18 protein-coding genes are annotated in these 24,213 nt (G+C 66.3%); 6 read left to right on the top strand and 12 right to left on the bottom strand.

Annotated elements, in window-relative coordinates; translation table 11 throughout:
* Window position 1: 1 nt before the first annotated feature.
* On the bottom strand, window positions 2-1,123 hold the full coding sequence (locus AS93_RS0105060) for a class I SAM-dependent methyltransferase (RefSeq protein ID WP_027589591.1): 1,122 nt from the start codon (window positions 1,121-1,123) through the stop codon (window positions 2-4).
* Between the two features lie 75 nt (window positions 1,124-1,198).
* Between AS93_RS0105060 and AS93_RS0105055 the strand changes: the two genes are divergently transcribed.
* Together AS93_RS0105055 and AS93_RS0105050 are read left to right on the top strand one after the other, a co-directional pair.
* Window positions 1,199-1,975: a ferredoxin--NADP reductase gene (locus AS93_RS0105055; protein ID WP_027589590.1), complete on the top strand. Its 777-nt coding sequence runs from the start codon at window positions 1,199-1,201 to the stop codon at window positions 1,973-1,975.
* A 261-nt stretch (window positions 1,976-2,236) separates the two neighbouring features.
* Window positions 2,237-3,799, top strand: a complete 1,563-nt coding sequence (locus tag AS93_RS0105050) for a TerC family protein (protein WP_027589589.1) — start codon at window positions 2,237-2,239, stop codon at window positions 3,797-3,799.
* Between the two features lie 145 nt (window positions 3,800-3,944).
* Here AS93_RS0105050 and mscL read toward each other — a convergent pair whose 3' ends face one another.
* Entirely contained in the window at window positions 3,945-4,358 is a 414-nt protein-coding gene (mscL, locus tag AS93_RS0105045; protein ID WP_027589588.1) for a large-conductance mechanosensitive channel protein MscL, read from the bottom strand.
* 315 nt (window positions 4,359-4,673) lie between these two features.
* Here mscL and radA point away from each other — a divergent pair, with 315 nt between their 5' ends.
* On the top strand, window positions 4,674-6,038 hold the full coding sequence (radA, locus tag AS93_RS0105040) for a DNA repair protein RadA (protein ID WP_027589587.1): 1,365 nt from the start codon (window positions 4,674-4,676) through the stop codon (window positions 6,036-6,038).
* A 287-nt stretch (window positions 6,039-6,325) separates the two neighbouring features.
* On the opposite strand, the gene glyA is transcribed toward radA, so the two are convergent.
* Together glyA and AS93_RS18735 are read right to left on the bottom strand one after the other, a co-directional pair.
* Complete coding sequence (glyA, locus tag AS93_RS0105035) at window positions 6,326-7,579, bottom strand: serine hydroxymethyltransferase (protein WP_027589586.1); 1,254 nt, start codon at window positions 7,577-7,579, stop codon at window positions 6,326-6,328.
* 133 nt (window positions 7,580-7,712) lie between these two features.
* Window positions 7,713-11,252: an EAL domain-containing protein gene (locus AS93_RS18735; RefSeq protein ID WP_051587337.1), complete on the bottom strand. Its 3,540-nt coding sequence runs from the start codon at window positions 11,250-11,252 to the stop codon at window positions 7,713-7,715.
* Between the two features lie 249 nt (window positions 11,253-11,501).
* Between AS93_RS18735 and ettA the strand changes: the two genes are divergently transcribed.
* Together ettA and gdhA are read left to right on the top strand one after the other, a co-directional pair.
* The gene (gene ettA / locus AS93_RS0105025) at window positions 11,502-13,166 is read left to right on the top strand and encodes an energy-dependent translational throttle protein EttA (RefSeq protein WP_027589585.1); all 1,665 of its coding nucleotides are present in this window, start codon (window positions 11,502-11,504) and stop codon (window positions 13,164-13,166) included.
* 268 nt (window positions 13,167-13,434) lie between these two features.
* On the top strand, window positions 13,435-14,778 hold the full coding sequence (gdhA, locus tag AS93_RS0105020) for an NADP-specific glutamate dehydrogenase (RefSeq protein ID WP_027589584.1): 1,344 nt from the start codon (window positions 13,435-13,437) through the stop codon (window positions 14,776-14,778).
* Between the two features lie 62 nt (window positions 14,779-14,840).
* On the opposite strand, the gene AS93_RS0105015 is transcribed toward gdhA, so the two are convergent.
* The 8 genes from AS93_RS0105015 to AS93_RS0104980 form a co-directional block, all read right to left on the bottom strand.
* Window positions 14,841-15,923, bottom strand: a complete 1,083-nt coding sequence (locus tag AS93_RS0105015; RefSeq protein WP_027589583.1) for a rhomboid family intramembrane serine protease — start codon at window positions 15,921-15,923, stop codon at window positions 14,841-14,843.
* Window positions 15,913-16,524, bottom strand: coding sequence for a hypothetical protein (locus tag AS93_RS0105010; protein ID WP_155956106.1), 612 nt, complete (start codon window positions 16,522-16,524; stop codon window positions 15,913-15,915). Before AS93_RS0105010 ends, AS93_RS0105015 begins: the two co-directional genes overlap by 11 nt.
* A 180-nt stretch (window positions 16,525-16,704) precedes the next feature.
* Window positions 16,705-17,874: an iron-containing alcohol dehydrogenase gene (locus AS93_RS0105005; RefSeq protein WP_027589581.1), complete on the bottom strand. Its 1,170-nt coding sequence runs from the start codon at window positions 17,872-17,874 to the stop codon at window positions 16,705-16,707.
* Window positions 17,875-17,877: 3 nt separating this feature from the next.
* A complete protein-coding gene (locus AS93_RS0105000) occupies window positions 17,878-19,266 on the bottom strand; it encodes an aldehyde dehydrogenase family protein (RefSeq protein ID WP_027589580.1) in 1,389 nt (462 codons plus the stop codon).
* A gap of 18 nt (window positions 19,267-19,284) precedes the next feature.
* The gene (locus AS93_RS0104995; protein ID WP_027589579.1) at window positions 19,285-20,658 is read right to left on the bottom strand and encodes a glutamine synthetase; all 1,374 of its coding nucleotides are present in this window, start codon (window positions 20,656-20,658) and stop codon (window positions 19,285-19,287) included.
* A gap of 47 nt (window positions 20,659-20,705) precedes the next feature.
* Window positions 20,706-21,746 (bottom strand): TRAP transporter substrate-binding protein, encoded by a 1,041-nt coding sequence (locus tag AS93_RS0104990; protein WP_027589578.1) that lies wholly within the window; start codon window positions 21,744-21,746, stop codon window positions 20,706-20,708.
* Window positions 21,747-21,810: 64 nt separating this feature from the next.
* Entirely contained in the window at window positions 21,811-23,151 is a 1,341-nt protein-coding gene (locus AS93_RS0104985; RefSeq protein ID WP_027589577.1) for a TRAP transporter large permease subunit, read from the bottom strand.
* Window positions 23,152-23,658 (bottom strand): TRAP transporter small permease subunit, encoded by a 507-nt coding sequence (locus tag AS93_RS0104980; RefSeq protein WP_027589576.1) that lies wholly within the window; start codon window positions 23,656-23,658, stop codon window positions 23,152-23,154.
* 143 nt (window positions 23,659-23,801) lie between these two features.
* On the opposite strand from AS93_RS0104980, the gene AS93_RS0104975 reads away from it, so the two are divergent.
* The gene (locus tag AS93_RS0104975; RefSeq protein ID WP_027589575.1) at window positions 23,802-24,128 is read left to right on the top strand and encodes a TraR/DksA family transcriptional regulator; all 327 of its coding nucleotides are present in this window, start codon (window positions 23,802-23,804) and stop codon (window positions 24,126-24,128) included.
* The last annotated feature ends 85 nt before the right edge of the window (window positions 24,129-24,213 follow it).

Genomic DNA, 24,213 nt, shown 5'->3' with positions numbered 1-24,213 from the left:
GCTAGCGAATTGCCCGCAGCACCACGAACTTGGGCGTTGCCGCTACCTGCTCCACGCGCTCGAACAGCCGCTTGAGCTTCACGTGGTAGCCCAGGTGGCGATTGCCGACGATCCACAGCTCGCCCCGCGGCGTCAGGGCGCGCTTGGCCTGCTGGAACATGCGCCAGGCGAGGAAGTCGCCGACCACCTGCTGCTGGTGGAAGGGCGGGTTGCACAGCACCAGGTCCAGCGAGCCAGCCGGCTGTTCGGCTAGCCCGTCGCCGGGGCGGATCTCCACCGGGCGCTCGCCGAGGATCGCCCGCCAGTTCTCGGCGGCCGACTGCACGGCCATGTAGGACTCGTCCACCAGGGTCAGGTGTGCCTCGGGATTGGCCAGCGCGCAAGCGATGCCCAGGATGCCGTTGCCGCAGCCAAGGTCCGCGACCCGTGCCCTGCCCAGTCCGTTCGGCAGATGCGGCAGGAAGGCCCGGGTGCCGATGTCCAGCCCTTCGCGGCAGAACAGGTTGGCATGGTTGAGCAGCTCGATGGCTGGCTGATCCAGCCGGTAGCGGGTCGGGTAGGGCGATCTCGGCGCCGGGCGCGTCTCGGGTGTCGCGAACAGCAGACGCGCCTTCTTCACCGCCAACGAGGCCTGTACCGGACCGATGTACTGCTCCAGCAGGTCACCAGCGGCGCGCGGCAGGTGCTTGATCATGGCTGCGGCGATCACCCGGGCATTCGGCGCCAGGCGGCCGTGCAGGCGGATCAGTTGCTCCTCCAGCAAGGCCAGGGTCTTCGGGATGCGGATCAGCACCACATCGAACGACCCCTCGGGGGTGGTGCTGGCCGGCACGAACAGCGGCGCGGCGCTGAGGCCGTTGCGTCCCAGGTTCTTTTGCAGGGCCAGATGGCCCAGGTACGAGTCGCCGCTGCTGGTCACCCGGGCATGGGGCGCCAGGCTGCAGGCCAGCGCGCCGAAGCTGTCGTTGAGGACCAGCACCCGCTCATCGGCAGCGAGCCCCTGTTCATGAAGATGGGTGAGCAGGTACTCGTCGGCGGCGTCGAACGCCTGCAGGGGGTCGTTCGGTTGCTCGGGCTGGCGGATCAGGTCGAGGCGGGCGAAGGGCGTGTCGAGAATAGGCATGAAAACTGGCGGGTTTCCCGAAAGCGGATTAGGCGTAGTCTGGCGGCGAACCGGAGCCACGTGGAGGTGCGAAGTATGACGGCCAGCGAAGAGAAGTTCACCCGCCAGCGGCTGCTGGCCGTGGAGACCCTGACGCCCAGCCTGTTCACGCTGCGCACCACCCGCGATGCCGGCTTCCGCTTCCAGGCCGGGCAGTTCGCCCGTCTGGGGGTGCGCAAGCCGAGCGGCAGCCTGGTGTGGCGCGCTTACTCGATGGTCTCCGCGCCCCACGACGAGTTCCTGGACTTCTTCTCCGTGGTGGTTCCGGACGGCGAGTTCACCAGCGAGCTGCGCCGCCTCGGCCCGGGCGACGAGCTGCTGGTGGAACGCCAGCCCTATGGGTATCTGACCCTGGACCGCTTTGGGGACGGTCGTGACCTCTGGCTGCTGGCCACCGGCACCGGGGTGGCGCCGTTCCTGTCGATCCTGCAGGACTTCGAGGCCTGGCAGCGCTTCGAGCGCATTGTGCTGGTGTACAGCGTGCGCGAGGCCCGGGAGCTGGCCTATCAGGACCTGATCAACGGGTTCGCACGGCGCGACTACCTGGCCGAACACGCCCACAAGCTCACCTACCTGCCGACCATCACCCGCGAGCAGCGGCCCGGTGCGTTGCACGGGCGCATCACCACGCTGCTGGAAACCGGGGAACTGGAACGCGCTGCCGGTCTGCCGCTCAGCCCCGGGCACTCGCGCATCATGCTCTGCGGCAACCCGCAGATGATCGAGGACACCCGTCTGCTGCTCAAGGCGCGCGACCTGCAATTGAGCCTCACCCGCCGCCCCGGCCAGGTCGCGGTGGAGAACTACTGGTAAGAACTGGTTACGAATGGCTGTTTGCACGGTGCCGCGCTTGCCGTAAATTCCGCCGTTCGTTTCCCAGCCCTCGGGTTATATGGACACCGACTCTCGACCTCCCCCGGCCTCGCCGGGGGATCAGCCTCCCCGCGCAGCGCACCTGACGCTGCCGTGCCGCCCGCTCGGCAATCTTCCCGTATACCGTGTCTTTCGCGCGCCGGCCGCTGCCGGCGTGCGTCTGCGCGTTCCCGTTTCCTGTCACATGAGCGTTAACCCCTGATGGAACTGTTCCTCGACCCCACCGTCTGGCTCGGTCTGTTGACCCTGATCGTCCTCGAGATCGTGCTGGGTATCGACAACCTGGTCTTCATTGCCATCCTGGCCGACAAGCTGCCGCCGCATCAGCGCGACCGCGCGCGCCTGATCGGCCTCAGCCTGGCGCTGCTGATGCGCCTGGGCCTGCTGGCCAGCATCGCCTGGCTGGTGACCCTCACCGAGCCGCTGGTGGACATCCTCGGCAAGAGCTTCTCCGGGCGTGATCTGATCATGCTGGGCGGCGGCGTGTTCCTGCTGTTCAAGGCCACCATGGAGCTGCACGAGCGCCTCGAAGGCCGCATGCACCAGGCGGGCGGCAGCAAGGGTTACGCGCGCTTCTGGCCGGTGGTGGCGCAGATCATCGTGCTGGACGCGGTGTTCTCCCTGGATGCGGTGATCACCGCCGTGGGCATGGTCGAGCAGCTGCCGGTGATGATGGCGGCGGTGATCATCTCCATGGGCCTGATGATGGTGGCGAGCAAGCCGCTGACGGCATTCGTCAACGCCCGCCCCACGGTGATCATGCTGTGTCTGGGCTTTTTGATGATGATCGGCTTCAGCCTGACCGCCGAAGGCCTGGGCTTCCACATTCCCAAGGGCTACCTGTACGCGGCCATCGGCTTCTCGATTCTCATCGAGGTGTTCAACCAACTGGCCCGTTCGCGCCGCCAGCGCAACCTGCAGAGCGAGCGCCCGCTGCGCGAGCGCACCGCCGATGCGGTGCTCAGCCTGCTGGGCGGGCGTGTCGAGGCTGATCAGGTGGGCGAGGCTATCGTCGACCTGGTGGGTGACGGCTCGTCGGAAACCCAGCCGTTCCAGCGCCGCGAGCGTCTGATGATCCGTGGCGTGCTCAACCTCGCCGAGCAGTCGGTGCGCACGGCGATGACCGATCGCATGCAGGTGGACCGTATCAACCTGGACCAGGATCGCGAGACCATCCGCCAGGTGTTGCTGGAATCGCCGCATTCGCGCCTGCCGGTGATTCGCGGCAACGCCGTGGACGAGCCGCTGGGCTACCTGCACAAGAAGGAGCTGCTCAATGCGCTGCTGGCCGGCCAGGAGCCGGATATCGAGGCCCTGCTGCGCACGCCGCTGAGCCTGCCGGAAAGCGTCTCGGTGCTCAGCGCCCTGGAGCAGATGCGCCAGGCCTCGACCCACGTGGCGTTCGTGATCAACGAGCTGGGGGCCTTCGAAGGCATGGTCACGCTGACCGACATCCTCGAAGCCATCGCCGGCGAGCTGCCCGACGCCAGTGAAATGGACAGTCCGGACATTGAAACGCTGGAAGGCGGCTACCGGGTCAGCGGCTCGATGAACCTGGCGGTGCTGTGCCAGACGGTTGGTTTCCCCATCGATCCCACCGAGGAGTATCAGACCCTGGCCGGACTGGTGATGAGCTTGCTGAACCGCCTGCCGGTAGTGGGTGATCGGGTGGAAGCCGAGGGCTGGGAGGTGTCGGTAGGCGAGGTACGCGATCGCCGGGTCAGCAAGGTGGAGTTGCGGCCGCTGGCGGCAGAAGCCGGTTGATGGCGGAATCGCCCGGCGACGGTGCAGGGCGGTCACAACTTCGTAGGGTGGACAACGTTCTCCTTGTCCACCATCGCGCCGGCAGGGCGCGCCGCTTGGCGGCGCCTTGGTGGATCGGTGAAGCGCGATCCACCCTACGGGCTCCTCAGAGCCGGTCTTGCCGGCTCTTCAGCAGGTCGCGGATCTCGGTGAGCAGCGTTTCTTCCTTGGTCGGCGCCGGCGGGGCCTCGGGCTTGGCCTCTTCCTGGCGGCGCAGGCGGTTGATGAACTTGATGGCCAGGAAGATCGCGAAGGCGATGATCAGGAAGTCGATGATGCTCTGGATGAACTTGCCGTAGGCGAGCACCACCGCCGGGGTGTCGCCGACCGCTTCCTTGAGCACGATGGCCAGGTCACTGAAGTCCACGCCACCGATCAGCACGCCGAGCGGCGGCATGATCACGTCGCCCACCAGCGAGGAGACGATCTTGCCGAACGCGGCACCGATGATGATGCCCACGGCCATGTCCACCATGTTGCCGCGAACGGCGAACGCCTTGAATTCACTGATGAAGCTCATGCGGGCATCTCCTCGAAGTAACGTGGAATGTGTTGGTTATAGCCGTTGCGTTGCGCCGTTGCCGACCGTTGCGGTGCATACGATGTGACTATTGGGCACTTTGGGAATTCTTAATGGCATCGAGATATTACGCGGCATAGGCTGCGTTCCGTTGATCCATCCCGAGGAGAATCGCCATGCGTAACTACCTTTCCCTGGCCGGTCTGGTCGTGCTGTTTGTCGCCAGTGCGCATTTTCAGGTCCTTTGACCGCTGTAAATATATCCAGTCTTTTCGTATGATCCCCCGTCATCGCTGACGAGGGAGATCCGGTCTCATGGCCAAGGCCAAACGCATGTACGGCTGCACCGAGTGCGGCGCCACCTTCCCCAAGTGGGCCGGGCAGTGCGGCGAATGCGGCGCCTGGAACACCTTGGTCGAGACCCTGGTGGAAAGCGCGCCGAGCGGCGCCAGCGGGCGCAGCGGCTGGGCTGGCGACCAGGCGCAGCTCAAGACCCTGGCCGAAGTCAGCGTCGAGGAAGTACCGCGCTTCTCCACCGCCTCCGGCGAGCTGGACCGCGTGCTCGGCGGCGGCCTGGTCGACGGCTCTGTGGTGCTGATCGGCGGCGATCCCGGCATCGGCAAGTCCACCATCCTGCTGCAGACCCTGTGCAACATCGCCCAGCGGCTGCCCGCCCTCTACGTAACCGGCGAGGAATCCCAGCAGCAGGTGGCCATGCGCGCCCGGCGCCTGGAGCTGCCGCAGGACAGGCTCAAGGTGATGACCGAGACCTGCATCGAAACCATCATCGCCACCGCCCGCCAGGAAAAGCCGCGGGTGATGGTGATCGACTCCATCCAGACCATCTTCACCGAGCAGCTGCAGTCCGCCCCCGGCGGCGTGGCCCAGGTGCGCGAGAGCGCGGCGCTGCTGGTGCGCTTCGCCAAGCAGAGCGGCACGGCGATCTTCCTGGTCGGTCACGTCACCAAGGAAGGCGCGCTGGCCGGCCCGCGCGTGCTGGAGCACATGGTCGACACTGTGCTGTATTTCGAGGGCGAGTCCGACGGCCGCCTGCGCCTGCTGCGCGCGGTGAAGAACCGTTTTGGTGCGGTCAACGAGCTGGGCGTGTTCGGCATGACCGACCGCGGCCTGAAGGAAGTCTCCAACCCCTCGGCGATCTTCCTGACCCGTGCCCAGGAATCCGTGCCCGGCAGCGTGGTGATGGCCACCTGGGAAGGCTCGCGACCGATGCTGGTGGAGGTGCAGGCACTGGTCGATACCAGCCACCTGGCCAACCCGCGCCGCGTCACTCTGGGCCTGGACCAGAACCGCCTGGCCATGCTGCTGGCGGTGCTGCACCGCCACGGCGGCATTCCCACCCACGATCAGGACGTGTTCCTCAATGTGGTGGGTGGCGTGAAGGTGCTGGAGACGGCCTCCGACCTGGCGCTGATGGCGGCGGTGATGTCCAGCCTGCGCAACCGCCCGCTGCCCCACGACCTGCTGGTGTTCGGCGAGATCGGCCTGTCCGGTGAGGTGCGCCCGGTGCCCAGCGGCCAGGAGCGTCTGAAGGAAGCCGCCAAGCACGGCTTCAAGCGCGCCATCGTGCCCAAGGGCAATGCACCGAAGGAAGCGCCGGCTGGGTTGCAGGTGATCGCCGTGACGCGCCTGGAGCAGGCGCTGGATGCGTTGTTCGAGTAATGCCAAGCAGGGCGGGCCGCATCATCCGGTAGGGCGGACATCGCTTCACCTGTCCGCCGGGCGGTCCGCACGGCGTCGTGCTTGGTGCTTCGGAGTTGCCTGTTTGGCGGACAAATAAAGCGTTGTCCGCCCTGCGCCTGGTGGGTGCGTTGTCCGCCCTGCGTCTGTGGCCTGGCGAATGGCGCTGGCTGTCTCGGGTGCAGCGTCGAACTGGTGTAATGCCGCCTCTATGCAAACCGCAAACAAAAAGCCCGGCATTTGCCGGGCTTTTTGCATTGCGTGGATGCTTAGTTGCCGTACACCGGGAACTTGGCGCAGATGGCCTTGACCTTCTCGCGCACGGCGTCGATCACCGCCTCGTTGTTCAGGTCGGCCAGGATGTCGCAGATCCAGCCGGCCAGCTCGCGGCACTCGGCTTCCTTGAAGCCGCGGGTGGTCACGGCAGGGGTGCCGATGCGCAGGCCGGAGGTGACGAACGGGGAACGCGGGTCGTTCGGCACGCTGTTCTTGTTCACGGTGATGAAGGCGCGGCCGAGGGCGGCGTCCGCGTCCTTGCCGGTGATGTCCTGCTTGATCAGCGACAGCAGGAACAGGTGGTTCTGGGTGCCGCCGGACACCACGTCGAAGCCGCGCTGGATGAACACCTCGGCCATGGCCTGGGCGTTCTTCACGACCTGCTGCTGGTAGGCCTTGAACTCGGGCTGCAGGGCTTCCTTGAAGCACACAGCCTTGGCGGCGATCACGTGCTCCAGCGGGCCACCCTGGGCGCCCGGGAACACGGCGGAGTTCAGCTTCTTCTCGATCTCTTCGTTGGCCTTGGCCAGGATCAGGCCGCCACGCGGACCGCGCAGGGTCTTGTGGGTGGTGGTGGTGACCACGTCGGCGAACGGCACCGGGTTCGGGTACACGCCAGCGGCGACCAGGCCGGCCACGTGGGCCATGTCGACGAACAGGTAGGCACCGACCTTGTCGGCGATTTCACGGAAGCGGACGAAGTCCAGCACCTGGGAGTAGGCGGAGAAGCCGGCGACGATCATGCGCGGCTTGTGCTCGACGGCCAGGCGCTCGACTTCGTCGTAATCGATGAAGCCTTCGTCGGTGATGCCGTACTGGATGGCGTTGTACAGCTTGCCGGAGGAGGAGACCTTGGCGCCGTGGGTCAGGTGACCACCGTGAGCCAGGCTCATGCCCAGGATGGTGTCGCCGGCGTTCAGCAGGGCCAGGTAGACGGCGGCGTTGGCCTGGGAACCGGCATGCGGCTGGACGTTGGCGTAGTCGGCGCCGAACAGCTGCTTGGCGCGGTCGATGGCCAGTTGCTCGACCACGTCGACGTATTCGCAACCGCCGTAGTAGCGCTTGCCCGGGTAGCCTTCGGCGTACTTGTTGGTCAGCACGCTGCCCTGGGCTTCCATGACCGCCGGGCTGGTGTAGTTTTCCGAGGCGATCAGCTCGATGTGTTCTTCCTGACGCTTGGCTTCCTGCTCCATGGCGGCAAACAGATCGGCGTCGAAACGGGCGAGGGTCAAATCACGGCTGAACATGGCGGTCCCCTGGGAATCAGCTGGGCGGTGTAAGGAAGGCGCGGATTCTAACCCATCCGCGCGCCCTCGGGTATGCGCCGGCGGAGCATCGTGAGCGGGGCTCACGTTGCGTATCAATTCCGTCCGGGTTGGCTCAGAGCGCCGGTTCGGCGTGCTGTTCCAGGCGGGTGACCACGCCGTTGCGCAGCTTGTCCTCCAGTGCCTGCGCGCTCAGCGGCCGGGCCAGCAGGAAGCCCTGGATCTCGTCGCAGCCGTGCTCGCGCAGGAACTCCAGCTGTTCGCGGGTTTCCACGCCCTCGGCGATCACCGAGAGGTTCAGGCTGTGGGCCATGGCGATGATGGCGCGGGCGATCTGCGCGTCCTGTTCGCCGTCCGGCAGGCCGTCGACGAAGCTGCGGTCGATCTTCAGCACGTTGATCGGGAACTGCTTGAGGTAGTTGAGCGAGGAATAGCCGGTGCCGAAGTCGTCCACGGCGATCGACAGGCCCATCTGTTTGAGCACGGTGAGCACCTGCATGGCGGCGCCGACGTCGCGCATCAGGATGCTTTCGGTGAGCTCCAGCTCCAGGGACGAGGGCGCCAGGCCGCTGCTGGCGAGGATGTCGGCGATGCGCGCGCCGAGCATGCCGTCGGCGAACTGCCGGGCGGACAGGTTGACCGACACCTTGGGCACCGGCAGGCCCTGCAGCTGCCAGGCACGGATCTGCCGGCAGGCTTCGGCCAGCACCCATTCGCCCACCTGCACCACCAGGCCAAGTTCTTCCAGCACCGGGATGAACTCGCCGGGCGAGACCAGGCCGCGGCGCGGGTGCTGCCAGCGCAGCAGCGCCTCGACGCCGGTCAGCCGGTGCGCCCGGGCATCGAGCTGCGGCTGGTAATAGAGCAGGAACTGGCCTTCCTCCATGGCGTGGCGCAGGTCGCTCTCCAGCTCCAGGCGCTGCAGCGTCGTGGCGTTCATGTTGGCCTGGTAGAACTGGTAGTTGTCCTTGCCCTGGTCCTTGGCGTGGTACATCGCGGTGTCGGCGTTCTTCATCAGCTGGCTGGACAGGCTGCCGTCCTGCGGGCTCAGGGCGATGCCGATGCTGGCGCTGATGAAGAACTCGCGGCCGTGGATGAGGAACGGGTGGGACAGGCTGGCGAGGATACGTTGCGCCACCGCGATGGCCCGCCGGCGCGCCTCGGTCTCGTCGTCCAGCGGGCTGAGCAGCAGGGTGAACTCGTCGCCGCCCATGCGCGCCACGGTGTCGTCGTGGCGCACGCAGGCCGACAGGCGCAGGGCGACATCCTTGAGCAGCAGGTCGCCGGCGGCGTGGCCGAGGGAGTCGTTGATCGGCTTGAAGCGGTCCAGGTCGAGGAACATCAGCACCACCCAGTGGCGCTGCCGGGCGGCGGCCTGCAGGGCCTGCTGCAGGCGCTCCTGGAACAGCGTACGGTTGGGCAGCAGGGTCAGGGCGTCGTAGTAGGCCAGGCGGTGGATGTGCTGTTCGCTGGCCTTGCGCTCGCTCATGTCGTTGAAGAAGCACACGTAGTTGGCCAGCGCGCCCGCGCCGTCGGGCACCGCGGCGATGCCCAGCCAGGCGGAATAGCTTTCTCCCGAGCGGCGCTGCAGGGTCAGCTCACCCTCCCAGCGACCGTCCTGGTCGAGGCGTTCGAGCAGTTCGGCCAGGTGTTCGGCTTCGTGGCGGTTGGCGGTCAGCAGGGTAGCGTGGCGGCGCAGCACCTCGTCGCTGGTGTAGCCGCTGATGCGACTGAAGGCTTCGTTGACCTGCACGATGTTGCCCTGGCGGTCGGCGACCAGGATCGCCGCCGTGGAGTTGGCGAACACCGTGGCGGCCATGCGCAGTTCCTGCTCGGTCTGGCGCTGCTGGCTGACATCCCGGCAGACGCCCAGCACGCCCTCGAAGCGCCCCGCGGCGCTCCACATCAGGCTGGTGCGCAGCTCGATGGGCAGGATGCGTCCGTCCTGGCACTGACAATCGAACAGATAGCGCTGCTGCGGGTTTTCCTGGCGCAATGCGGCCTGCTCGTGCGGGTTGGCCAGTTGGCGGCGCAGCTCCGCCAGGCGCTGGCGCAGTTCCGCCAGTTGCTCGGGGTGGGCCATCAGGCGCTGTACGCCGTTGCGCAACAGCCAGTCGGCGCTGTAACCGCTGAGCTGTTGCACCGACGGGCTGATGTAGCTGGTCTGCATCTCGTCATCGAGGATGAACAGCACGTCGCGCATGTTCTCCGCCAGCAGCCGGTAGCGGCGTTCGCTGTCGCGCAGCGACTCGCTGAACTCCAGCTGGCCGGTCACGTCCTTGGTGATGCACAGCAGCTGTTCGGTACGGCCTTCCTCCTGGGTGAGGGGTTGCATGCGCAGTTCCAGCCAGCGCCAGGAGCCGTCCCGGTGGCGCGCGCGCAACTGGGCGGAAAGCAGCCGTCCCGGCCTCAGCACCTGACGCAGGCCGCCCAGGCGCTGGTACAGCTCGGTATCGTCCGGGTGAACCAGCGCCTGCAGATCCGCCCGCTTGCCGCCGAGCAGCTCCTTGTCCGTGTAGCCCAGCAACTGGCTGAAGCGTTCGTTGCTGAACAGCAGCTGCCGCGTACTGGCCGACAGCACGTAGATGGCGTCGGGAATGGCGCGCAGCATCTGCGCCCAGTAGCGCTCGCGTTCGGCGAGCGACAGTTCCGAGCGCTTGCGCGTGGTCATGTCGCCGATGCTCAGCGGAATGGCGTCCAGTGGCGCGCCGCTGGCTGGCAGGCTGGCGACCATCCACAGATGGCGCTCGACGCCCTGGCCGTTGATCAGGTGGGCATCCAGCTCCAGGTAGGCCCGGCCTTCCAGCAGCGCAGCGATGAACCTGAAGCGGTTGCCCGAGCGCTGGATCGGATGATTGCCCACCAGGCACTCCCAGGCGCGCTCGACATCGTCGACGCCCAGCAGGTCCAGGGCGATGCGATTGACCTCGGTGAGCTGCAACCGCCGGCTGAGGGCCTGGTGGCGCTCGCCGGGGTCGGCGTCCAGCCAGGCGGCCAGGTCGTCGGCATTGTGCACCCGGTGCGCGCGCAGGTAATCACGCAGGGACCGCAGGTCGAATACGCACAGCGCGACCCCGGTGCTGGCGAAGATGCCCTGGTAACGCTGGCGGGTTTCGGTGAGCAGGCGCAGGTCGCGCTGCTCGGTGGTAACGTCGCGCAGGACCCACACGTACCCGCTCTGGCCGTTATCGTTGGGTAGCCGGCTGCGGCTGGCGGCAAAGCGGCGTGATTCGCCGTCCAGGTTGAACTGCAGCAGCTGCGAGGCACACAGATGCTGTTCCTCGGGGTTCTTCAGCAGGTCGTGCAGTTGGGGAATCAGCTCGGCCAACTGGCGCCCGCTGATCTCCCGGGGTGACAGGCCGAACAGCGCGGCAGCCGGTCGGTTGGCATAACCCAGGCGGCCGTTCAGATCGCTGACCAGCAGCCGTTCCTCGACTGCACCCAGCACCCCGTCCAGTTGCTGCCAGGTGGGCGCCGGCCGGCGCAGCAGCAGGGCCAGCCCGGTCAGACCCAGAATCCCGCCGCTGAGCAGCGCCGCCGCCTCGGGAAGAAACGCGGCGGGCAGGGCGATCAGCAGTAGAAACCAGCCGAGGCGACGGAAGGGGTCGCGGAACAGGTGAGCGGCGAGGCGAGGGAACGGGCGATCGTCGGGCACGGCGCAGACTGTATGGCGGATGCGAAGGGGTTAGAATGCACTGACTACCGGCTAACTGCCAGTATCCCGGCTGGTTTGCTCTGGCCGCCGCATTCCGGTAGCTTTGCCGCCACGCGCATAGCCCCTGCCGGCGCCACGAGCCGGCCAGCAGATGCGGTGGCAAGCGCCGTATCCGGGCGGAGGGCCGAAACCAGGTCCCAACCGCCGCCTAACCTCCCTGAACATCTCCTCTTTCATTCAAGGTCAGTCATGGCTCAGTACGTTTACAGCATGCATCGGGTCAGCAAGGTTGTCCCCCCGAAGCGTGAAATCCTCAAGGACATTTCCCTGTCGTTCTTCCCCGGCGCCAAGATCGGCGTGCTGGGCCTGAACGGCGCGGGCAAGTCGACCCTGCTGCGCATCATGGCCGGGGTGGACACCGAGATCGACGGCGAAGCCCGTCCGATGCCGGGCATCAAGGTCGGCTACCTGCCCCAGGAGCCGCAGCTCGACCCGCAGAAGACCGTGCGCGAGATCGTCGAGGAAGCGGTAGGCGAGATCAAGGACGCCCAGGCGCGCCTCGACGCGGTGTATGCCGCCTACGCGGAGCCGGACGCCGACTTCGACGCCCTGGCTGCCGAGCAGGCCAAGCTGGAAGCCATCCTGCAGGCCGCCGACGGCCACAACCTGGAGCGCCAGCTGGAAGTCGCCGCCGACGCGCTGCGCCTGCCGGCCTGGGACGCCAAGATCGAACACCTGTCCGGTGGCGAGAAGCGTCGCGTGGCGCTGTGCCGCCTGCTGTTGTCGGCGCCCGACATGCTGCTGCTGGACGAGCCGACCAACCACCTGGACGCCGACTCGGTGGCCTGGCTGGAGCACTTCCTGCACGACTTCCCCGGCACCGTGGTGGCCATCACCCACGACCGCTACTTCCTGGACAACGTGGCCGGCTGGATCCTCGAGCTCGACCGTGGCCATGGCATTCCGTTCGAGGGCAACTACTCCGGCTGGCTGGAATCCAAGGCCGCGCGCCTGGCTCAGGAAGCCAAGCAGGAAGCCTCCCACGCCAAGGCCATGAAGGCCGAGCTGGAGTGGGTGCGCCAGGGCGCCAAGGGCCGTCAGGCCAAGTCCAAGGCCCGCCTGCAGCGCTTCGAGGAAATGCAGTCGCAGGAATTCCAGAAGCGCAGCGAGACCAACGAGATCTACATCCCGGCCGGTCCGCGCCTGGGCGACAAGGTCATCGAGGTCAAGAACCTGTGCAAGAGCTACGGTGACCGCGTGCTGATCGACGACCTGTCGTTCAGCATCCCGAAGGGCGCCATCGTCGGCGTGATCGGCGGCAACGGCGCGGGCAAGTCCACCCTGTTCCGCATGCTCACCGGCAAGGAACAGCCGGACAGCGGCAGCATCGAGATCGGCGAAACCGTGCAGATCGCCAGCGTCGAGCAGAGCCGTGAGCACCTGAGCGGCAACAAGACCGTCTGGGAGCAGGTTTCCGACGGCCTCGACATGATCAAGGTGGGCAACTACGAAGTGCCGTCGCGCGGCTACGTGGGGCGCTTCAACTTCAAGGGCGCCGACCAGCAGAAGTTCGTCAAGGACCTTTCCGGCGGTGAGCGCGGTCGCCTGCACCTGGCGCTGACCCTCAAGCAGGGCGGCAACGTGCTGCTGCTCGACGAACCGTCCAACGACCTGGACGTGGAAACCCTGCGCGCGCTGGAAGAGGCGCTGTTGGACTTCCCCGGCTCGGCCATCGTGATCTCCCACGACCGCTGGTTCCTCGACCGCATCGCCACCCACATCCTCTCCTACGAGGACGACGGCAAGGTGTTCTTCTTCGAAGGCAACTACACCGAGTTCGAAGCCGACCGCAAGAAGCGCCTTGGCGAAGCGGCCGCCCAGCCGCACCGCGTGCGCTACAAGAAACTCGCCTGACGCCCGTCAGGGGTGCACGGAAATGGGGCCGATAAGGCCCCATTTTGGTGTGTTCGCCGCTGATGTGCGCTTTTGTCGCACCCTCGCTACACTTCCTCGTCACGGCGCATGTGGCGTTGCTCCGCAAGGCAGGCGCTGGCGGCGATTTATAAGTTCGCACCAAAAAGTTTCATAAAAACGACATTTCGCACTTCCGTGGTGCTGATGCGCTTGATAAAGTCACGCCCCTCGAATTTTCACGCCTTGCCTTTCCATCGGACGTCGCATTATGAGCATCACTGTAGATTCCTTCCTTGAGCGTCTTAAGCGCCGCGATCCTGACCAGCCCGAATTCCACCAGGCGGTCGAGGAAGTCCTGCGCAGCCTGTGGCCTTTCCTGGAGGCCAACCCGCATTACCTCGAAGCCGGCATCATCGAACGCATCGTCGAGCCGGAACGCGCCATCCTGTTCCGGGTGCCGTGGGTCGACGACCAGGGTCGCACCCGCGTCAACCGTGGTTTCCGCGTCCAGATGAGCAGTGCTATCGGCCCGTACAAGGGCGGCCTGCGCTTCCACCCCTCGGTGAACCTGGGCGTGCTGAAGTTCCTGGCCTTCGAGCAGGTCTTCAAGAACTCCCTGACCACCCTGCCCATGGGCGGCGGCAAGGGCGGTTCGGACTTCGACCCGAAGGGCAAGAGCAACAATGAAGTGATGCGCTTCTGCCAGTCCTTCATGACCGAGCTGTACCGCCACATCGGCGCCGACACTGACGTGCCGGCCGGCGACATCGGCGTGGGCGCGCGTGAAATCGGCTACCTGTACGGCCAGTACAAGCGCCTGGCCAACGAGGCGACCTCCGTGTTCACCGGCAAGGGCATCAGCTACGGCGGCAGCCTGATCCGTCCGGAAGCCACCGGCTTCGGCTGCGTGTACTTCGCCGAGGAAATGCTCAAGGACCAGGACAAGGGCGGCATGGACGGCAAGCGCGTGGCCATCTCCGGCTCCGGCAACGTTGCCCAGTACGCGGCGCGCAAGGTCATGGACCTGGGCGGCAGCGTGATCTCGCTGTCCGACTCCGAAGGCACCCTGTATGCCGAGGCCGGCCTGACCGACGAGCAGTGGGACTACCTGATGGACCTGAAGAACGTCCGTCGTGGTCGCATTCGCGAAATGGCCGAACACTTCGGTCTGCAGTTCCTGGCCGACCAGCGCCCGTGGAACCTGCCGTGCGACATCGCCCTGCCGTGCGCCACCCAGAACGAACTGGACGCCAACGACGCCCGCACCCTGCTGAAGAATGGCTGCTTCTGCGTCGCCGAAGGCGCCAACATGCCTTCGACCCTGGAAGCCGTGGACCTGTTCATCGAGGCCGGCATCCTCTACGCGCCGGGCAAGGCTTCCAACGCCGGCGGCGTGGCCACCTCGGGCCTGGAAATGACCCAGAACGCCATGCGTCTGTCCTGGACCGCCGGTGAAGTGGACGAGCGCCTGCATGCCATCATGCAGTCCATCCACCACGCCTGCGTGAGCTACGGCCGCGAAGAGAACGGCTTCGTCAACTACGTGAAGGGCGCCAACATCGCCGGCTTCGTGAAGGTTGCCGACGCCATGCTGGCCCAGGGCGTGGTCTGATCGCCACTCCCCGCCGGTAAGCGAAAAGGCCCGTGCAGCGATGCACGGGCCTTTTTTCATGCTCAGCGCACGAGGCGGGCGTGCGGGGAGGACATCAGTCGGACCAGCGGGTTGTGCTCGATGACCCAGCGGTGCAGCAGCAGCGCGATGATCATGCCGACAGCGAAGCCGCCAATGTGGCCCCAGTAATCGACACCGTCTTCACCGATCAGCATGCCGAGGAAGTTCAGGCCCAGCCAGATGAGCATGTAGTACATCGGCGCCAGTTTGACCTGGTAGATGATCACCATGAACGTCAGGCTGGCATGGCGGAACCACAGGCCATACATGGCGAACAGGCCGGCAATGGCGCCGCTGGCACCCAGGCTGGGAATGTCGCTGCCCCAGTTGAAGAACAGCGACACCGCGGAGGCACCGATTCCGCACAGCAGGTACAGGGCCAGGAAACGCCAGTGACCCAGGGCTTCCTCGAGGTTGTCGCCGGTCAGCCAGAGAAAGTACATGTTGCCGGCCAGGTGGATCAGGTTGCCGTGCAGGAAAGTCGAGGTCAGCAAGCCCCACAGGTGGTCGCCCCGGCTGATCAGGTCGGGGCGGCTGGCGAACTGGGCGATGGTGTTTTCGGCCAGCACCGGATAGGCGGCGTAGCTGGCGAAGATGAGGACGTTGAGCAGCATCAATGCCCAGGTCACCCAGGGGGTGCGGTGCGGCGGGATGTTGTATTCCACGGGCAGGTGTGAAAAGAACTGGAACAGCCAGGTGCCGGCGTGGGTTTTCTTGTTGACCCGCGCAAGCGCGCCCTGAAGGCGCGGGGAATGTTGTACGGCTTCGACCTCGTCATGCTCCACCCAGACGCCTTCGCACTTCGCGCAGACATCTACTTCCAGCGTGAAATCCTGCAGCAGATGGTAGTGCTTGAGAGCGCCGCGGCAGTCCGGGCACTTGAGATCGGTCGGTCCCACCTTGTTGCCCAGGCGTTGCGTGTAGTCCATTCCGGCGTCCGCTGTCTGTTCGGCAAGCAGCTCGTTAAGTGCCTGTTTTTCGAACCACAGACCGCCGCAGGTCTGGCACAGCTCGATATCGGTGTCCTGATACCGCGTCGGGGTGAGAAAGGCTGTCGTGCAGTGCGGGCAAACCTTACGGCGCATGCCGAATCTCCTCGGCAACCTGAACGTCGAGTGCTTCCAGGGCCTGGCGGAGACGCGCGATGTTGTTGCGCAGGCGGGGCAAGACCTGATGCCCGAGGTAATCCAACTGCTCGGTCAATAGCTGACTGGCCTGCAGGGCGCTGTACTGGTGTCGCTCGCGCGCGGTGATGATGCGCTGGGAGGCACGGTAGAAGCGCTGGATTTCGTTGAGAAAGTAGCCAGGGGTTTCCAGGGACTGGGGTGAGGACTTCATGGTGTCCCAGACGAAATGGCTGATGCCGGGGTTGTTGCGCAGCAGCTCCTCTTGCGGCAGCGCTCGGGACAGGTAGCTGCTGTTGTATTGGCGCAGCACCGCCGCATTCTCGGCCAGTTCGTCCGCCAGGGCGGTTTGCAGGTTGTAGCTGTACTTCAGGTCGCTGATCTCGTCGAAGGTGATTGCCTGCTGCAGGCCCACCTTCGCGGCCAGATAAACGCCCAGCACAGTGGAAATTACCATCAGGAAATTGGTCAGCCAGTAGCCCGAGCTGCGAAGTTCGCCGTGGTCAAGCTGGCGCAAGCGTTCCCTGAGGGCGACTTGGCTCAGTAATGCGCGTGATGTCATAGTGCCTCCATTTTGCAGGGAGGCGATTATAGAGAGGCTGATGCAACAGTCATTCTGTTCTGCATCAATGCACGGAGGGGTCGGCGTCGCAGTGCGTCCGGGCGGCTCGCACCGGGCGTGGGTTCGCTCGGCGCAGGCTGGAAATTATCCGCTTGCCCGCCATTGACGGCACACGGTGATTCACAAGCTCCCGCGCAGCGCCCGCTCGAACAGCTGCCGATATTCCGCGCGGGTGAAGGCGATCGGGTTGGTGGCTGCCGACGGATCGAGTTCGGCCATCTGCGCGATGCGCTCGGCCTGGCTGTCGTCCAGGCCGATCTCGGCCAGGCTGTGGGGAATGCCGATCTCTTCGCGCAGGCGCAGAATCCATTCGAGCACCCCCTGGGCATCGCAGCGCGCCAGGCCCAGGTAGCGGCCCAAGTGCGACAGCGGCCGTTCGATGGCGGTGCGGTTAGCCTCCAGCACGTAGGGCATGAGGATGGCGTTGAGCAGGCCGTGGTGGCAGTCGTACAGCGCGCCGAGCGGATGGGCCAGCGCGTGCATGGCGCCCAGGCCGCGCTGGAAGGCGGTGGCACCCATGGTCGAGGCGACCAGCATGTGCAGGCGTGCCTCCGGGTCGCTGCCATTGGCCACCGCCTGTGGCAGGTAGTCATGGATCAGGCGCATGCCCTGCAGGGCGATGCCTTCGGCCATCGGATGGAACAGCGGCGAGCAGTAGGCTTCCAGGCAATGGGACAGCGCATCCATGCCGGTGGCGGCGGTCACCTTGGGCGGCAGGCCCAGGCACAGCTCGGGGTCGAGGATCACGATGGCCGGCAGCAGCCGCGGATGGAAGATCAGCCGCTTGAGCTGCGCCTGCTCGTCAGTGATCACCGCCACGCGGCCGACCTCAGAGCCGGTGCCGGCGGTAGTCGGCACCGCCACCACCGGCGCCATGCGGGTCACGTTGACGCGCTGGTAGTTATCGCCCACATCCTCGAAATCCCACAGCGGCCGGTCCTGGCCGACCATCAGCGCCACCGCCTTGCCGGCATCCAGCGCCGAGCCGCCGCCGAAGGCGATCACCCCGTCGTGGCGTCCGGCCTTGAAGGCGGCCACGCCGTCGCCCACGTTCTGCCCTGTCGGGTTGCCCTTGATGGCCGAGAACAACCCCGGGCGCAGCCCGAAGGCCCGGCATCCCGCCAGGGCCTGTTCGACCATCGGCAGGCCAGCCAGCCCGGGGTCGGTGACCAGCAGCGGCGCATGCATGCCCAGCTCGCGGCAGGCCTCCGGCAGCTCGGCCAAACGGCCGGGACCGACGCGGATGGCGGTCGGGTAATTCCAGTTCATCCGGTAGCGCGATGCGTCCATGGCTCAGGTCTCGATCTTGAAGTGGAAGGACTTGGGCTGGGTCAGCTGCTCGTAGCCAAGCGCCGATAGCGTGCAGCCGCGCCCGGACTGCTTGACGCCGGTCCAGGCCAGTCCGGGATCCAGGTAATCGCAGCGGTTGAGGAATACCGTGCCGGCCTCCAGGCGGTCGCCCAGCGCCAGGGCGGTGTCAACGTCGCGGCTGAAGATCGCCGCCGTCAGGCCGTAGACGCTGTCGTTCATCAGCGCCAGGGCTTCCTCGTCGTCGCGCACCTTCTGGATGCCCACCGCCGGACCGAAGGTTTCCTCGCGCATCAGGCGCATGCCGTGGTGTACGTTGCTGAGAATCTGCGGCGCCAGGTAGGGCGTGCCGGGGCAGTCCAGGTCGAAGTCGGCGGGGTCGATATGGGCGATGGCGCCTTCGGCCACTGCCTCGGCGATCTGCCCGCGCACGAAATCCGCCGCCGCCGGGCGCACCAGCGGGCCCAGGCTGGTCTTGGGCGTGTCCGGGCGGCCCAGCCGGTAGTGGCGGGTGAGGGCGATGGCGCGTTCCAGGAAGTCGTCGTACAGCGCCTCGTGCACGTAGATGCGCTCGATGGCACAGCAGGACTGGCCGGAGTTGAAGAAGGCACCGTCCACGCAGGTTTCCACCGCATGGGCCAGGTCGGCATCGGCGCGCACATAGGCCGGGTCCTTGCCGCCCAGCTCCAGGCCGGTGGCGATGAAGCGTCCCGCCGCCGCCTTTTCGACCATCGCGCCGCCGGCCACCGAGCCGGTGAAGGCCACGTGGCGGATCTGCGGCGCCTGGATCAGCCGCTCGGTGTCGGCGTGATCCAGGTGCAGGAATTGGAAGACCCCCGAGGGCACGCCCGCCTCCTGGAACGCCTCGACCATGCGTTCGGCGCACAGCGGCGTCTGCGCCGAGTGCTTGAGCAGCACCGGATTGCCGGCCAGCAGCGCCGGCGCCACGGCGTTTACCGCGGTCAGGTACGGGTAGTTCCAGGGCGCGATGACCAGCAGCGGGCCGCGCGGCTCGCGGCGGATGAAGCGCGTGAAACCGGGTTTCTCCGGCAGGCGGATATCGGCCAGCGCCTGCTCGGCGTTATCCGCCATGTGGCTGGCGCGCTCGACGAAGCCGCGAATCTCGCCGGGGGCGTAGCGGATCGGGCGACCCATCATCCAGCACAGCTCCTCGGCGAGCTGGTCCTCGCGGGCGGCGAACAGCCGCAGCGCCTCACGGGTCAGCGCGATCCGCTCGGGTAGCGGCGTGGCCTTCCAGCTGGCGCACGTGGCTTCGGCACGCTCCAGGGCGGCGGCGATGTCGCGTGCCTCGGCCAGGGGACGTTCCACATACACGGATTCGTCGATGGGGGACACGCATTGCAATGTTTTCATGGAAGGGGCTCGTGGCGATCAGATGATTTCAAAGTAGCGGTCCAGCTCCCAATCGCTGACATGTTTGCGGAACTCGCGTTCCTCCCATTCGCGGGTCGCGGCGAAATGTTCGACGAAGGCGTCGCCGAACAGCTCGCGGGCGGCCTGGGAGGCTTTCAGGCGCTGCGCTGCGTCCCACAGGGTGTGCGGCAAGGCCAGCTCGGCCGGATGTTCGACCGCGTAGGCGTTGCCGCTGATTGGCGCGGTGGGTTCCCAGCCCTGCTGGATGCCGTACAGCCCCGAGCCCAGCGCGGCGGCCAGCGCCAGGTAGGGATTGGCGTCCGCCGCGCCCAGGCGGTACTCCACGCGCTGCGACTTGGCCCCGCCGGGAATCACCCGCAGCGCGGTGGTGCGGTTCTCCACGCCCCAGGTGGCGTCGGTGGGCGCCCAGTAACCGGGAACGAGCCGCCGGTAGCTGTTCACCGTCGGCGCCAGCAGGCTGAGGAATTCCGGCATCAGCCGCTGCTGGCCGGCGATGAACTGGCGTTGCAGGGTGCTCATGCCATGGGGGGCGGCCGGATCATGGAACGCCGACTGCTGGCTGGCCTGCTCGCGCAGCGACAGGTGGATATGCCCGCTCTGCCCGGGGTAGTGCTCCGACCACTTGGCCATGAAGGTAGCCATGCAGCCGCGCCGCTGGGCCAGCACCTTCATGAAGGTCTTGAACAGCGCCGCCTTGTCGGCGGCGGCCTCGGCGTGATCCACGGCAAGGGCCGCCTCGACCACCCCGGGCCCTGTCTCCGAATGCAGTCCCTCGATGGGGAAGTCCATGCGCTGACCCAGGTCGAGGATCTCGTGGTACAGCTCGGCATGCACCGAGTTGCGGATGGTCGAGTAGCCGAACCAGTCCGGGGTCAGCGGCTTGAGGTTGCGAAAGCCCTTGTTGCGCACCGAGTGTGGTGTTTCGTCGAACAGGAAGAACTCGTATTCCAGCGCGGCGAGGGGATCGAAACCCATCGCCTGGCAGCGCTGGATCACCCGCAACAGCGTGTTGCGCGGGCAGACGGCCTCGGCCTGCTCGGCGAATTCGCCGAGGAACAGCAGCATGCCGTTCTCGAAGGGGATTTCCCGGCAGCTGGACGGCAGGATGCGCACCGGCGCATCCGGGTAGGCGGTGTGCCAGCCGGTGTAGGTGGTGTTGTCGTAGAGCTTGTCCTTGACGTCCCAGCCCAGCACCACGTTGCAGAAGCCGCTGCCGTGCTCCAGCGCCGAGAAGAACTTGCTGCGGTTGATGTACTTGCCGCGCATCACCCCATCGATGTCGAACAGCCCCACCTTGACGTGGCTGAGGCCGCGCTCCTCGACGATGCGCCTGGCGTCTTCGACGGTCTTCACGTTGCGTGGATCGAGCATGCGGCCCCCCGGCTGCGGAAGTGGTTGAGTGCCCAGCACCGTGGCGGCTATCGGTACGGCGTACCGGCCTTGGCCATCAGCGCGTTGTATTGCTTGAAGATCTCCACCACCCGGGCGCAGCGCGGGCTGGTCTTGGCGATCTCGTCCCAGAACTTCTGCGCCTCGTCCTCCACGGTCTTCCATTCCTCGGCGGGGATGGAGGTCAGCTCCAGCTTCTGGCCTTCCACCCGCAGGCGCGCCTCGCCGGCCCAGTACCAGTGCTGGCGGTAGTAGTGCGAGCTGTCCATGCACAGGCGGAACAGGGTCTTGAGGTGCTCGGGCACTTCGTTCCACTTGGCCGAGTTGGCGAAGTAGGAGCCGATCCAGGCGCCGGAAATGTTGTTGGTGAGGAAGTATTTGGTGACGTTGGCCCAGCCCACCGTGTAGTCCTCGGTGATGCCCGACCAGGCAATGCCGTCCAGCTCGCCGGTCTGCAATGCCACCTCGACGTCTTCCCAGGGCAGCGTCACCGGGATCACCCCGAAGCGGGTGAGGAACTTGCCGGCGGTGGGGAAGGTGAAGATGCGCTTGCCCTTGAGGTCGGCCAGGCGGCGGATCGGTTCGCGGGTGGCGAAGTGGCAGGGGTCCCAGGCGCCGCTGCCCAGCCAGGTGACGCCCTGCACCTCGCCATAGGCCTCGGCCCAGATCTCGTTCAGCCCCCAGTTGTGGAACAGCGCCGGCACGTCGAGGCTGTGGCGGGTGGCGAACGGGAAGTAGCCGCCGAACACCGAGACGTCCACCGGTGCGGCGATGGAGTCGTCGTCGCTCTGCACCGCGTCGATGGTGCCGCGCTGCATGGCGCGGAACAGCTCGCCGGTGGGCACCAGCTGGTCGGCGTAGTACAGCTTGATCTCCATTTCGCCGTTGGCGGCCTTGTTGAAGGCCTCGATGGACGGCTTGATGACGTGCTCGCCCAGCGCCGGACCGGCGTAGGTCTGCAGGCGCCAGGTGATCTTCTTCGGCTCCTGGGCATAGATGTGCGCCGAGCCCAGGGCGGCGGTGCCGGCCAGTACGCTGGCGCCGGTGAGGAAACTGCGTCGTGTTGTCATGGCGTTCTCCGGAAAGTGGGGTGCAACAACTCCAACTGCAGGCGCGGCGCGCAGCCGCGTTTCGTTACAGGTCGCCACCTCCCGAGGCCGCGTACCATTGCGGCAGCCACAGGGCGATCTGCGGAAAGACCATCACCAGCGCCAGGGCCAGCAGCATCACCAGCACGAAGGGCAGGACCGAGCGGTAGATGTCGCCCAGGTCGATGCCGGGTGGCGCCATGGCGCGCATCAGGAACAGGTTGTAGCCGAACGGCGGGGTCAGGTAGGCGATCTGGCAGGTGATGGTGTAGAGCACGCCGTACCACACCAGGTCGAAGCCCAGCGCGCCGACCAGCGGGATGTACAGCGGCGCGACGATCACCAGCATGGCGGTGTCGTCGAGGAACATGCCCATGACGATGAAGGACAGCTGCATGAGCACCAGGATCTGCCAGGGGCTCAGGTGCAGGCTTTCCACGAACAGGTTCTCGATGGCCGCCACCGCGCCGAGGCCGTCGAACACCGCGCCGAAGCACAGGGCGGCGAGGATGATCCACATGAACATGCAGGTGATGCCCAGGCTCTTGCGCAGGGTGCTTTCCAGCACGGCAGCGCTGAGCCGGCGCTTGAACAGCGCCACCAGGGTGGCGGCCACCGCGCCGACCGCCGCGCTTTCCACCAGGCTGGTGAAACCGAGCAGGAACAGCCCGGTCATGCTGAAGAAGATGAACAGCGGGGCGATGCCGGCGCGCAGCGAAGCGAGTTTCTCGCGGCGGGTAATGGTGCGGCGTTCCTCGGCGGCCATCGGTGGGCCGAGGCGTGGATTGAAACGGCAGCGCAGTACCACGTAGAGGGCGAACAGACCGGCCATCAGCAGGCCGGGGAACACGCCGGCCAGCCACAGCTGGCTGACCGGCTGGCGGGCGATCATGCCGTAGAGCACCAGCACCACGCTGGGCGGCACCAGGATGCCCAGCGAGCTGCCGGCCTGCACCACGCCGGTGACCATCAGCTTGTCGTAGCCGCGGCGAAGCAGTTCCGGTAGGGCGATGCTGGCGCCGATGGCCATGCCGGCGACGCTCAGGCCGTTCATCGCCGAGATGGCCACCATCAGGCCGAGGGTGCCCAGCGCCAGGCCGCCGGGCAGTGGCCCCATCCAGATATGGAACATGCGGTACAGGTCTTCGGCCAGCCCGGACTCGGAGAGCATGTAGCCCATGTACACGAACAGCGGCAGGGTCAGCAGCGGATACCACTTCATCAGTTTCATGGCCGCGCTGAAGGCCATCTCCGAACCGCCCTGGCCCCACAGCCAGAAGGCCGCCACCACCGCGACGAAGCCGATGGCGCCGAACACCCGCTTGCCGGTGATCAGCAGCACCATCATCGAGGAGAACATCAGCAGGGCGATGTGTTCGTAGGCCATCTACAGCGTCTCCCCGCGCGCGGTGGCGAGGTCCTTGAAGAAGGTGGCCAGCACCTGCAGCAGCATCAGCAGGACGCCCAGGCACATGATGACCTTGATCGGCGCCATGCGCGGCGACCAGGCGGAGTAGCTGGTCTCGTTGTATTCCAGGGCGTAGAGGGTCGAGGAAAGGCCGCCGTAGAGCAGGAAGCCCAGGTACACCAGCAGCAGGCCCACGGTGCACAGGTCGACGATGGCGCGGGTGCGCGGCGACCAGCGGCTGTAGAACAGGTCCATGCGCACATGCTCGCCCTGTTGCAGGGCGTAGGCGCCACCTAGCAGGAAGTAGGCGACCATCAGAAATTGCGCCATTTCCAGGGTCCAGATCGCCGGGTTGGCGAACGACTTGCTGAAGATGGAATAGAACAGCACGCCGATGATGGCGAAGATCAGATACATGGCGCAGCGCCCGACGAAGCGGGTGATGGCGTCGACGCCGCGCACGAATATCCGAATCGCCCTGGGCATGGCAGTCCTTGCGCTGAAAGGCTATGGGAACAGCCTAGTTCAAGTTCTGGCGTGCAAGGCGGTTCGCTGTGCTGATCGATGTCACCACATACGCGGCCAAGAGCGACCACACTTCAGCGATCACCCTGACAGGAGTTCCAAGCATGAATAGCGTCGAACCCAGCGAGCGACTGCAGCAACTGGCGGAGGAATACCGCACCCGCGCCGAGGCGATCCGCCGTGACCTGGCCAGCCAGCGCGACCCCGATTTCGCCGAGCAGGCTCAGGAGCGGCAGAACGATGATGTGCTGCGGGGGCTGTTGCTGGAAGCCGAGGTGGGACTGCGGGAAGTGAACCGCGCGCTGGAACGTCTGGAGGAGGGCAGCTACGGTGAATGCTCGCGCTGTGGCGAGCCCATCGGCGAGGCGCGCCTGGAGGCCTTGCCTATGGCCTCGCTGTGCGTGAGGTGCGCAGATCTGCAGGAGACCTAGGGAGCCTGTGACGCCCGCAGATGTAGGGTGGTCAACGCACGGCGTTGGCCACCGCGCGGCTCGCGCCGGCGGCCGGAAAGACGCC

The organism is Pseudomonas sp. RL, from assembly GCF_000647775.1.
Classification (GTDB): domain Bacteria; phylum Pseudomonadota; class Gammaproteobacteria; order Pseudomonadales; family Pseudomonadaceae; genus Serpens; species Serpens flexibilis.
This window is presented reverse-complemented; position numbering and strand designations above follow the sequence as displayed.

Bases quoted from the DNA above. Each gene is read 5' to 3' on its own strand.
- AS93_RS0105055 (WP_027589590.1), top strand. From the start codon at position 1,199: ATGACGGCCAGCGAAGAGAAGTTCACCCGCCAGCGGCTGCTGGCCGTG.
- AS93_RS0105005 (WP_027589581.1), bottom strand. From the start codon at position 17,874: ATGGACGCATCGCGCTACCGGATGAACTGGAATTACCCGACCGCCATC.
- AS93_RS0105015 (WP_027589583.1), bottom strand. From the start codon at position 15,923: ATGCGCCGTAAGGTTTGCCCGCACTGCACGACAGCCTTTCTCACCCCG.
- ettA (WP_027589585.1), top strand. From the start codon at position 11,502: ATGGCTCAGTACGTTTACAGCATGCATCGGGTCAGCAAGGTTGTCCCC.
- AS93_RS0105010 (WP_155956106.1), bottom strand. From the start codon at position 16,524: ATGACATCACGCGCATTACTGAGCCAAGTCGCCCTCAGGGAACGCTTG.
- radA (WP_027589587.1), top strand. From the start codon at position 4,674: ATGGCCAAGGCCAAACGCATGTACGGCTGCACCGAGTGCGGCGCCACC.
- AS93_RS0104975 (WP_027589575.1), top strand. From the start codon at position 23,802: ATGAATAGCGTCGAACCCAGCGAGCGACTGCAGCAACTGGCGGAGGAA.
- glyA (WP_027589586.1), bottom strand. From the start codon at position 7,579: ATGTTCAGCCGTGATTTGACCCTCGCCCGTTTCGACGCCGATCTGTTT.
- gdhA (WP_027589584.1), top strand. From the start codon at position 13,435: ATGAGCATCACTGTAGATTCCTTCCTTGAGCGTCTTAAGCGCCGCGAT.
- mscL (WP_027589588.1), bottom strand. From the start codon at position 4,358: ATGAGCTTCATCAGTGAATTCAAGGCGTTCGCCGTTCGCGGCAACATG.
- AS93_RS0104980 (WP_027589576.1), bottom strand. From the start codon at position 23,658: ATGCCCAGGGCGATTCGGATATTCGTGCGCGGCGTCGACGCCATCACC.
- AS93_RS0104990 (WP_027589578.1), bottom strand. From the start codon at position 21,746: ATGACAACACGACGCAGTTTCCTCACCGGCGCCAGCGTACTGGCCGGC.
- AS93_RS0105000 (WP_027589580.1), bottom strand. From the start codon at position 19,266: ATGAAAACATTGCAATGCGTGTCCCCCATCGACGAATCCGTGTATGTG.
- AS93_RS0105060 (WP_027589591.1), bottom strand. From the start codon at position 1,123: ATGCCTATTCTCGACACGCCCTTCGCCCGCCTCGACCTGATCCGCCAG.
- AS93_RS0105050 (WP_027589589.1), top strand. From the start codon at position 2,237: ATGGAACTGTTCCTCGACCCCACCGTCTGGCTCGGTCTGTTGACCCTG.
- AS93_RS0104985 (WP_027589577.1), bottom strand. From the start codon at position 23,151: ATGGCCTACGAACACATCGCCCTGCTGATGTTCTCCTCGATGATGGTG.
- AS93_RS0104995 (WP_027589579.1), bottom strand. From the start codon at position 20,658: ATGCTCGATCCACGCAACGTGAAGACCGTCGAAGACGCCAGGCGCATC.